We start from the raw sequence: 255 nt of genomic DNA, 5'->3' as shown, positions 1-255 counted from the left end.
GCAGGCGAGCCGGCGCAAGCGGACGAAGACCCTACGAGACAATTCTAACGGAGGTGGGCGAATGAAATACGTTAACTATTTTTTCGCAATTTATTGGGCGGTGTTATTTGCGCTATTTGTTGCGGGCGTATTCGAGCCGGACGCAGTCACGATTGGCTGTGCGCTACTTTTATCGGCGTTGAATTTCGTCAACATGAACAGCGTATTGGAGGCGAGATAATTGGCACATATCACAGAAATAGTCGGTAAATACTC

Annotated in this window: 1 protein-coding gene; it reads left to right on the top strand. The window is 48.2% G+C overall.

The annotated features are described in order from the left end of the window. Window positions 1-220: hypothetical protein (locus PZE06_RS29430; protein WP_275792599.1), on the top strand; the 220-nt coding region annotated here is incomplete at its 5' end. Between the last annotated feature and the right edge of the window lie 35 nt (window positions 221-255).

The organism is Robertmurraya sp. DFI.2.37, assembly GCF_029211245.1.
Classification (GTDB): Bacteria; Bacillota; Bacilli; order Bacillales; family Cytobacillaceae; genus Robertmurraya; species Robertmurraya methanolica_A.
Note: the sequence above shows the minus strand (reverse complement) of the source record. Positions and strands in the feature narration are given on the sequence as shown.